The sequence below is a fragment of the Streptomyces sp. 8L genome (assembly GCF_020176795.1).
Taxonomy (GTDB): domain Bacteria; phylum Actinomycetota; class Actinomycetes; order Streptomycetales; family Streptomycetaceae; genus Streptomyces.
On sequence record NZ_JAIUKE010000942.1, the window covers coordinates 1 to 822 of the forward strand.

An 822-nucleotide genomic window follows, 5' to 3' on the forward strand; every position below is an offset into this window, starting at 1 on the left:
TCTCGCACAGGAGGTGGGTGACGGGCGCAGCAGGGTCCTCGCTTCGGCGTCGACGCAGGTAGTCGCGGTAGGGGTCGACGAGCGTGGGCTTGTAGCGGGGTGCCCGGCGGTCGCCGGTGGGCTCCTTCATGCGGGCGTACCGCTTGACCGTGTTCAGGGCGACGTTGAGGCGGCGTGCGCATTCGAGCGGGCCGGCGCCTTTGTCGAGCAGCTGGTGGATCTGCTGCCGGCGTTCGCGGGTGGTCTGCTCGCGCACGCCCCCGGGGCGGGCCGGGTTCACGGCGGTGGCCCAGCAGGCGGTGGGGGAGCGGACCTCGGCCAAAACCTTGCCGCAGAGGTTGGATCAGAGGTGTCACCGGTCGCTGACCTGCACCGCTTCGGGGAGAGCTTGGCGGATCGCCTCGCCGTAGGAGGCGGAGCCGTCGCGGCAGACGTACTCGGCACCGGGGTGCTCGCGCAGCCACCCGATCAGGGTCTGGCTGGTGCGGTCGGGCAGGACGTCGATCCGCTCGCCGGTCTCGGCGTCGATGATCACGGTGGCGTAGCGATGCCGGCGTTTGAGGGCGAAGTCGTCGATGCCGAGCACGCGCGGGACGCGTAGCGGTGACTGCCTGGCGCATCAGTATGCGCAGGGCGGTCGAGCGGGAGATTGCGCAGGCCAGGACACGAGACAGGCGGGCACCCGCCCGGCCCGCTAACTCCTTGACCACAGAGTCCAGTTGGCCGGCCAGGCGGTTGGTGCGGCGCTGGTAGCGTTCCATGACGCCGGGAACCTGCTCGCGGAACGTCTGCCGCGGACAGGCGAGCACCGGACACACCAAG

1 pseudogene is annotated in these 822 nt (G+C 70.7%); it reads right to left on the bottom strand.

What is annotated here, in order from left to right:
• Positions 1–822: pseudogene (locus LCE31_RS40010) on the bottom strand (transposase); the annotation flags it as partial.